Origin of the sequence: Azospirillum sp. TSO22-1, from assembly GCF_003116015.1 — a bacterium.
GTDB lineage: Bacteria > Pseudomonadota > Alphaproteobacteria > Azospirillales > Azospirillaceae > Azospirillum.
The window spans coordinates 1-8,844 of record NZ_LGQZ01000050.1 but is presented as its reverse complement, the minus strand read 5'-3'; the positions used below and the strand labels follow the sequence as shown (position 1 = coordinate 8,844).

The 8,844-nt window shown below is 68.4% G+C and carries 5 protein-coding genes; 4 read left to right on the top strand and 1 reads right to left on the bottom strand.

What is annotated here, in order from left to right:
- Positions 1-327 precede the first annotated feature (327 nt).
- From TSO221_RS14025 to TSO221_RS14010, 4 genes are all read left to right on the top strand, one after another.
- Complete coding sequence (locus tag TSO221_RS14025; protein WP_109119127.1) at positions 328-1,929, top strand: ABC transporter substrate-binding protein; 1,602 nt, start codon at positions 328-330, stop codon at positions 1,927-1,929.
- Between the two features lie 65 nt (positions 1,930-1,994).
- Positions 1,995-6,182, top strand: coding sequence for a hybrid sensor histidine kinase/response regulator (locus TSO221_RS14020; RefSeq protein ID WP_146208802.1), 4,188 nt, complete (start codon positions 1,995-1,997; stop codon positions 6,180-6,182).
- 3 nt (positions 6,183-6,185) lie between these two features.
- On the top strand, positions 6,186-6,587 hold the full coding sequence (locus TSO221_RS14015) for a response regulator (protein WP_109119125.1): 402 nt from the start codon (positions 6,186-6,188) through the stop codon (positions 6,585-6,587).
- Positions 6,588-6,616: 29 nt separating this feature from the next.
- Positions 6,617-7,015 (top strand): response regulator, encoded by a 399-nt coding sequence (locus TSO221_RS14010; protein ID WP_109119124.1) that lies wholly within the window; start codon positions 6,617-6,619, stop codon positions 7,013-7,015.
- Here TSO221_RS14010 and TSO221_RS14005 read toward each other — a convergent pair.
- Positions 6,945-8,252, bottom strand: a complete 1,308-nt coding sequence (locus tag TSO221_RS14005) for a response regulator (protein ID WP_109119123.1) — start codon at positions 8,250-8,252, stop codon at positions 6,945-6,947. The two genes, TSO221_RS14010 and TSO221_RS14005, sit on opposite strands and share 71 nt — an antisense overlap.
- Positions 8,253-8,844: the final 592 nt, after the last annotated feature.

Sequence of the window (8,844 nt, the reverse complement as noted above, 5' to 3'; positions counted from 1 at the left end):
GGACCTGTTCGCCTGCATCGAAGGCTACTACAATCGCCAGCCGCTCCACTCGGCCCTCGGCGACATCACCCCAGAGCAGGCCCAGCTGCAGACCGCGTGACCCGGTGTCCATTCTCCCGAGGGAAGCTCACGGAAGTCGAGATCCGGAACCATCGATCGGGCGAGAGTGGCGCCGCGCTCTATGGATGCAATCATCTGGAGAGTGAACCTTGGCGGCCCGTCCGTGTGGTTGGAGCGGGCTCCGAGTTCCAACCTGGACCCATCCGCTCCTTTCACGTAAAACCTTGGGTGGCAGAGAGGGAACCTGACGGTCGGAGGCCGGAAGCGATGAAGAGGCATTGGTTCGTTGTGGCGCTTTGCACCCTGATCGGCAGTGGCTTCGCTGGTCCGGCCGACGCGGCGAAAACCCTGGTGTACTGTTCGGAAGGCAACCCGGACGATCTCAGCCCGTCGCTCGCGCGGACCAACACCAGCTTCGATTCGATCATCCCGGTCTTCGACAATCTGGTCCGCTTCGACCCCAAGAGCCACGCCATCGTTCCGGGACTGGCCGAATCCTGGACGGTGTCCCCCGACGGGTTGGTGTACACCTTCAAGCTGCGGGCGAACGTGCTGTTCCACGGCACCGACCAGTTCAAACCCACCCGCACCGCCAACGCCGACGACGTGCTGTTCAGCTTCCAGCGCCAATGGCTGGCCGACCATCCGTTCCACAAGGTGAGCGGGAAACATTACGACTATTTCGACGACATGGCGCTGCCGACGCTGCTCAAGGCGATCGAGGCGGTCGATCCCCTGACCGTCCGTTTCACCCTGAGCCGGCCCGAGGCACCGTTCCTGGCGGACCTGACCATGCCGTTCGCGGCGATCACCTCGGCGGAATACGCCGGCCAGATGCTCCGGAAAGGGACCCCCGAACTCTTCGACCGGGAGCCGGTCGGCACCGGGCCGTTCCAGTTGGTCTCCTACGAGAAGGACGTCGCCGTCCGCTTCAAGGCGTTCGAGGAGCACTGGGGAGGGAGGCCGGCGCTCGACAACCTGGTGTTCGCGATCACGCCCAACGCGGCCATCCGGCTGAACAAGCTGCAGGCCGGCGAGTGCCACGTCATGTCGTTCCCCAATCCGGCCGACGTGCCGAAGATCGAAGCCGATTCCGGGTTGACGCTGATGCAGCAGGAGGGGCTGAACGTCGCCTATCTGGCCTTCAACGTGCAGAAGAAGCCGTTCGACGACGTCCGGGTCCGCCACGCCGTCAGCATGGCCATCGACAAGGCGGCGCTGGTCAACGCCGTTTACGGCCGGTTCGGCCGGGTGGCCAAGAACCCTCTGCCGCCGACCATCATGGGTTACAACGACGCGACCGTCGACATCCCCTACGACCCGGCGAAGGCGAGCGCGCTGCTGGCCGAGGCCGGCTACGCCGACGGCTTCGAAACCGACCTGTGGTACATGCCCGTGGCGCGGCCCTACATGCCCAACGGCAAGCGCGTGGCCGAGATGATGCGCAGCGACCTCGCCAGCATCGGCGTCCGCGCCAATCTGGTGACCGTCGACTGGTCCGTCTACATGAAGCGGATGATGAACGGCGACCACCAGACCGGCCTCATCGGATGGACCGGCGACAACGGTGATCCCGACAACTTCCTCTACGTCCTGCTGGGCTGCGAGGCGGCGCGGCAGGGTGGCGGCAACATGGCGAAGTGGTGCCACCCGGAATTCGACGGTCCGGTGGTGCGGGCCAAGCAGACGGCCGACGTCGCCGAACGGACCGCGCTGTACCACCAGGCCCAGGTCGTCTTCAAGCGCGAGGCGCCATGGCTGCCGCTGGCCCACTCGCTGGTGTTCATGGCGATGCGCAAGGAGGTGCGGGGCTACGTCATGAACCCGTTCGGCCTGCATCCCTTCGCCACCGTCGATCTGGTACCCTAGCACCGGGTGGGGGCGGTCGCCGCCGCCCCCCGTCCGCCGTTTCCGCAGCTTTCACAAGGTAGCCGTTGCCCGTCCACGCCCCCTCCCTGTTGCGAGATCCAGGCGGTGCCGGGATCGTCCGCAAGATCGCCATCGTCAGCGGCATGCCGGTCATGATCGGCGCCGTCATCACCGTCGTCGCGTGGTTCCTGCTGCAGCAGGCCGACCGCACCCGCGATGCGGCCGTGATCGCCGGCACCGTGTACCGCGAGCTGATGGCCGCGGAGGCGGTGCGTGCCGACTATCTCCATGCGGCGTCGGCGAAGCGGCCCCCCTACGGCGAAGCGTTCAACCACCGGACCGGCGCGGCCGACCGCCAGCTGGTCGCTTTGCAGTCCCTGGCCGAGGGCGAGAACCTGACGGCCGCCACCACCGCCCGGCACAGGCTCCACCGCTACGTCGCGCACATGGTGCAGCTCGAGACGACCGTCCAGCAGAACGATGGCCTGGCCGCGGCGATGGCCGGGCAGGCCGCCCGGCTGATCGACCTCACCGACAACCTCCGCCAGCGGCAGCACATCGCCAACATCAAGTACGCCGAAACCATCGCCGAATCCGACCGCCGGCTGCGGGACAGCCGCGATGTGCTCGACGCCACCCACGGCCTGCGTGACGCGTTGGCGGGGTTGTGGCGCCAGGAGGCGAACCGCGCCGCGGCGGACGGCGCGGCGGGCTCCGCGCCTGCGCCGCCGCAGGGCGCGGCGGCGGAGATCAACCTTCTGACGGCGCGGCTGCATCTTGCGGTCCGATCGCTGGACGACGCCCTCGGGCGGCTCGCCGGCGGGAGCCTGGAGACCGAATCGTTCCTGCTCGAACGCTTCACCCCGGCGGTGACGGCTCTGAACCGCGCGCTCGCCGCGGGGGGCGACGTCCGGGAGGGCGCCCGCGTGCTCGACGCCAGGATCGACCGCCTGCTGAAGGTCTACAGGACGGCCTACGCCTCCGTGCAGGACGAGGTCACCGAGCTGACCCGCCATGCCGTGAAGGCGAACGAGACCGAACAGGCGATCCAGAACATCGCCATCGTGGTGCTGAAGCTGACCCGGCGCACGGCCGGCGCCGTGGCGCAGCGCGACATCGCGGCGGCGGAGGGCCTCATCGCCGACAGCGCGGAGCTGGAAGCAAACGTCGAAACGCTGGAAATCCCGCCGCTGATCCAGGACGAGGTGATCGGCGCCATCGCCAGCTGGCGGACCGGCCTCGCGCAGACCAAGGACGGCCTCGCCCGGCTCGAGGCGATGATCGCCGAGATGGACCGCGACGCCCAGGCGATGGCAGCGGGCGCGCACGCGCTCAACGACATCTTCGGCGCCTACGCCGAGCGGATCGGCGAGACCGTGCGGGCGATCCTGCTCGCCGGCGCCACGGCCTGCCTGCTGCTGGTCGGCCTGGCGGCCTTCTCGGTCGCCCGCTCGATCACCCGGCCGCTGAGCCGCCTGCAGAGCCAGATGGTCTATCTGGCCAGCAATCCCCTGGCCGGCGGGCCGGCGGACGGCGGCATCACCGACGTCGGCCGCCGGGACGAGGTGGGGGCCATGGCGCGCGCCGTCCAGCTCTTCGTGACCGAGATCGGCCACCGGGAGGTCGCGCTGCGCCACGCCAAGGAGCAGGCCGAGGCGGCCTCGGAGGCCAAGGCCGCCTTCCTCGCCAACATGAGCCACGAGATCCGCACGCCGATGAACGCGGTGATCGGCATGTCGCATCTGGCGCTCAAGACCGAGCTGACGGCGCGCCAGCGCGACTATGTCCGCAAGATCCAGCAGTCGGCCCAGCATCTGCTGGGCATCATCAACGACATCCTCGACTTCTCCAAGATCGAGGCCGGCAAGCTGACCGTGGAGCGGGCCGAACTGCGCCTCGACAAGGTACTCGCCACGCTGGCCGACCTCATCGGCGAAAAGGCGGTGGCCAAGGGGCTGGAACTGATCTTCGACGTCGCGCCGGACGTTCCCAACGACCTGATCGGCGACCCTCTGAGGATCGAGCAGATCCTGGTCAATTACGCCAACAACGCCGTCAAGTTCACCGAAACCGGCGAGATCGCGGTCATCGTCCGCGTGGCCGAGGACGCCGGCGACGAGCTTCTGCTCCGTTTCGAGGTCCGCGACACCGGCATCGGCCTGACCGACGCGCAGGCGGCCACGCTGTTCCAGAGCTTCCAGCAGGCCGACGTGTCCACCACGCGCAAATACGGCGGGACCGGCCTGGGGCTGGCGATCTCCAGGAAGCTGGCCGAGCTGATGGGGGGAGAGGTCGGCGTCGACAGCGTGCACGGCGAGGGGTCGCGGTTCTGGTTCACCGCGCGGCTGGGGCGCGGCCGGCCGCGCCGGGTGCTGCTGCCGCGGCCCGACCTGCGGGGGCTGCGCGTCCTGGCGGTGGACGACAACGAGAACGCCCGCATCGTCCTGGCCGACATGCTGGCCGCCATGTCGTTCCGCGTCGAGACGGTGGACTCCGGGGCCGCCGCCATCGCCGCGGTCCGCGAGGGCGTCGCGGCCGGCGACCCGTTCCGGGTCCTGCTCCTGGACTGGCAGATGCCCGGCATGGACGGGCTGGAGACGGCCGCCGCGATCGGCACCCTGGAGCTGGATCCGCCGCCCCACCGGATCATCGTCACCGCCTATGGCCGCGAGGAGCTGCTGGCGAAAGCCGACGGGGCCGGGATCGAGGGCATCCTGTTCAAGCCGATCAGCCCGTCCGACCTATTCGACGGCATCATGCGGGTGCTCGGCGAGGACATCGGGGTGATGGCCGGGAGCGAGGGCGAGGCGCTGCCGTCGGCCGATCTGTCGCACCTGCGCGGCGCGCGCATCCTGCTGGCCGAGGACAACGACCTCAACCAGCAGGTCGCCTGCGAGCTGTTGGCCGACGCCGGCTTCACGGTGGACGTCGCCGAGAACGGGGCGCTCGCCGTCGCCAGGGTCGGTTCGGCGGCCTACGACCTCGTTCTGATGGACATGCAGATGCCGGAGATGGACGGCCTCGCGGCGACGCGCGAGATCCGCCGCCTGGGCTTCGCCGACCTGCCGATCGTCGCCATGACCGCCAACGCCATGCAGGCCGACCGCGACCGCTGTCTGGACGCCGGCATGAACGACTACCTGGCCAAGCCCATCGACCCCACCGCCCTGTGGCGGGCTCTGGCCGCCTGGGTGCGCCCGCGCCCGGGCCTCGGCGGGGACGCCGGGCTCCCGCCGGCGGCGGCCGGCGACGACGCCGTGACGCTCCCGGCCGGCGTTCCCGGTCTGGACGTCGCCGGCGGTCTCCGGCGCGTGCTGGGCAAGAAGCGGCTCTACCTCGACATGCTGCGCAAGTTCGTCGCCGGCCAGAAGGCGGCCGTGGCCGTCATCCGCGCCGCCCTCGACGGCGGCGACCGGCTGACGGCGGAACGGGCGGCGCACACGCTCAAGGGAACCGCCGGCAACATCGCCGCCGGCCCGCTGGAGGCCGCCGCCGCCCGCGTGGAAGCGGCGATCCGCGAGGATCTCCCGCGCGAGGAGACCGAGGCCGGGCTGGACGCCCTGGCGCTGCTGCTGGACGCCCTCGTGGCCGACCTGGAGGCGGCGTTGCCCGGGCCGGAGGCGGCGGACCCGGCGGCCGCGACGGTGGACCGGGAGCGCCTGGACGCGGTGTGCGAGCGGTTGCGGACGCTTCTGGCCGACAGCGATCCCGAGGCCGAGGAGGTGCTGACGTCCAACGCCGACCTGCTGCGCGCCGGCTTCCCGGAACGCTTCGCGGCCATCGCCGGATGCGTCCAGGACTTCGATTTCGACCAGGCGCTGACCGAGCTGACCGCGGCGCTGGAAGACGGCGCGCCCGCGTCACGCACACCGCCGCTCCCCGAACTTCCCGAGATCGACCCGGACATCTTCGATTTCGAGCGCCTGGGGCCGATCTACCACTGGGATCGCGGCCGCCTGGGCGAGGTGCTTGTCCGCTGCCTTGCCGACCTCGACACCAAGCTGGCCGGGTTCGAGCGGTCGGTCGCCGCCGATGAGACGGACGCGGCGCGGCAACTGGCGCACAGCATCAAGGGAATCGCCAACACGGCCGGCGCCGACCGGCTGGGCGGTCTGGCCGGGGACGTCGAACGCGCCCTCCTTGACGGCCGAGGCGACGCGGTGAAACAACTGTCGCCGTTGCTGCGGGCGACGCTTACGGAATTGCGAGGCGCGCTGTCGCCTTTTCTCGGCAACGCCGCTCTGACCGGGTGAATCATGGCCGTCATCGACTTCAAGAGGCTGCGGATCCTGCTCGTCGACGACGAATGGTTCATCCGCTCGACCATCCGGCAGATGCTGCGGCAGATCGGCGTCGTCAACACCTACGAGGCGGAGGGGGCCGCCGCAGGCATCGCCGAAACGCTGCGGGTGAAGCCGCACCTCGTGCTGTGCGACGTCCACATGCCGGACGGCGACGGGCTGAGCTACCTGGGCGAACTGCGCAAGGCGGTCATCCCGTCGGTCGCCGAAACCCCGGTGGTGATGCTGACCTCCGACGGCACGCCGGACGTGGTCCTGGGCGCCAAGGACCTGAAGGTGAGCGGCTATCTGCTCAAGCCGGTCTCACCCGCGGCGCTGAAGAAGGCCATCGAACGGGCGTTGAGCGCGGCGCCGTGACGACGGACAATCCCTGCCGGAGCTTTCCCATGGACGACGCTTCCCTCGCGCAAAAGCCCACGGTTCTCGTGGTGGACGACACCCCGGACAACCTGAAGCTGATCAGCAGCCTGCTCAAGGACAGCTGCCGGCTCAAGGTCGCCAACAACGGCGCCAAGGCGCTGTCCATCGCCGGAGCGCTCCCCGCGCCCGACCTGATCCTGCTCGACGTCATGATGCCGGACATGGATGGCTACGAGGTCTGCGAGCGGCTGAAAGGCGACCCGGCGACGCGCGCCATTCCCGTCGTCTTCCTGACCGGCCGGACCGAGGCCGCCGACATGGAGAAGGGATTGGCTCTGGGGGCGGTGGACTACATCACCAAACCAGTTGAGCCTGCGGTGGTGTTGGAGACGGTGGCGGTTCACCTGAAGGGTCGGGCCGGCTGATCGTGGACGGTGCCGTTCCGCCGTCGCCGTCCGGCAACACCCGCGGAAAGCGGAGGGTGAAGGTGGCGCCGCTTCCCTGCACGCTGTCCACGGCGATGGTCCCCTGCAGGACCTGGGTGACGAGGTTGAAGGCGATGTAAAGACCAAGCCCCGTGGAATCGTTGCCGCGGCGGGTGGTGAAGAAGGGGTCGAACAGCTTGGGCAGGTGATCGGGAGCGATCCCCTTGCCCCCGTCGGCGAACCGCAGCTCGACGGTGTCGTCCTCGTGGAGGGACACGTCGAGGGAAAGCCGGCCGGCCTGTCCCGGCGCATAGGCATGGGTGACCGCGTTACGGACCAGGATCAGCAGCACCTGGGCCAGGGGCCCCGGATGGCTGTCGAGGACGAGGCCGGCCGGGCACGACACCGTCAGCCGGCATTCCGCCTCGTCCAGGTACGACTCGATTCCGAGGAGTGCGTCGCCGATGTAGTCCTTCAGGTCGAAACGGCGGCGCACCGAGCCGGAGCGGTCGGCCGCCACCTGCTTGAAGCTCTGGATCAGGTTGGTGGTGCGCACGATGTTGGTGGTCAGCAGGCCGCAGACTTCGCGGGCTCCTTCCAGGAACTCGGCCAGTTCCGACCGCCGCAGGGCGCCGTCCAGGAACTGGCCGTGCAGGGTATCGAGCAGTTCCGCCAGGTAGGTCGCTCCCATCAGGGCGTTGCCGACCGGGGTGTTGATCTCGTGGGCGACACCGATGACCAGTTGGCCGAGTGCGGCCATCTTTTCGGTCTGGATCAGATGCTTCTGGGCTTTCTCCAACTGGGCGTGGGCGGCGCGCGCCGTGTCGAGGGACGCCCGCAGCGAATCGGCGCTTGCCTTGAGCGACAGGTGGTTCTTCACCCGCGCCAGCACGACCGGCGGACTGATCGGCTTGCCGATGTAGTCGACGGCTCCCAGGTCGAGGCCGAACTTCTCATCGTCGACCGAGCTTCGGGCGGTGAGGAAGATCACTGGGATGTCCCGGCTCCGCGGATCGGCCTTGAGGCGGCGGCAGACCTCGTAGCCATCCATCCCCGGCATCATGATGTCGAGCAAGATGAGGTCGGGAGGGGAAGCCGAAAGGGCGATCCGGAGCGCCGCGGCACCGTTGTTGGCGGCCTTGATCTGGTAAAGATCCTTCAGGAAGCTACCGATCAACGACAGATTGTCGACGGTATCGTCCACGATCAGAACCGTCGCTCTGGCCGATGCCTCCATGCGCGCCTCACCGTTTCGCGGCCACCCGGTGGCGCCAGGGGTGGTGGACCCGGCGGCCGGCGGCCCAGAGGCCGATTCCCCTCGTGGGGCATATGACTATTGTGCCATTTGCTTCCTTTTGACACAAGTCCCCGGCAGACCATTTCACCCTGTGGCGCAGTCATTGTTCCGGAAATTCTTGACCTCTGCGGTCAGGATGGTTCCTTTCTGTAAGGAACTAAAGGAACGGTGCGCCCCCAGGGAGCAATTCTGGGGGGAAAATTCTGTTCGGGAAAGCGTGATCTGAAACACTGGTGAGGGATCGCCACGCCCTGGGATTCGGGGGCTAAGGATCACTATATGAAAATGAACTCACCATGAAGATGGTTTGCGTCCTTGATAGTGCTTCTGTCCCGGGGGCCTTCTGATCCCCGCGATCTCCACCGTCCACGACGCGTTGGTGGCGCACGAAACATTGAGTGGAAGTCATGTGGTGCTGGGCCGTCTCGTTTCGCCGTTCACCCTGAGAGTCCGTTTCGAAAGTCGGTGCTGACGGAGTGAAGGTTTGACGCGGCGGCTGTTGGCAGGGAACCTCTTCCCTGCCGGAGGCCGC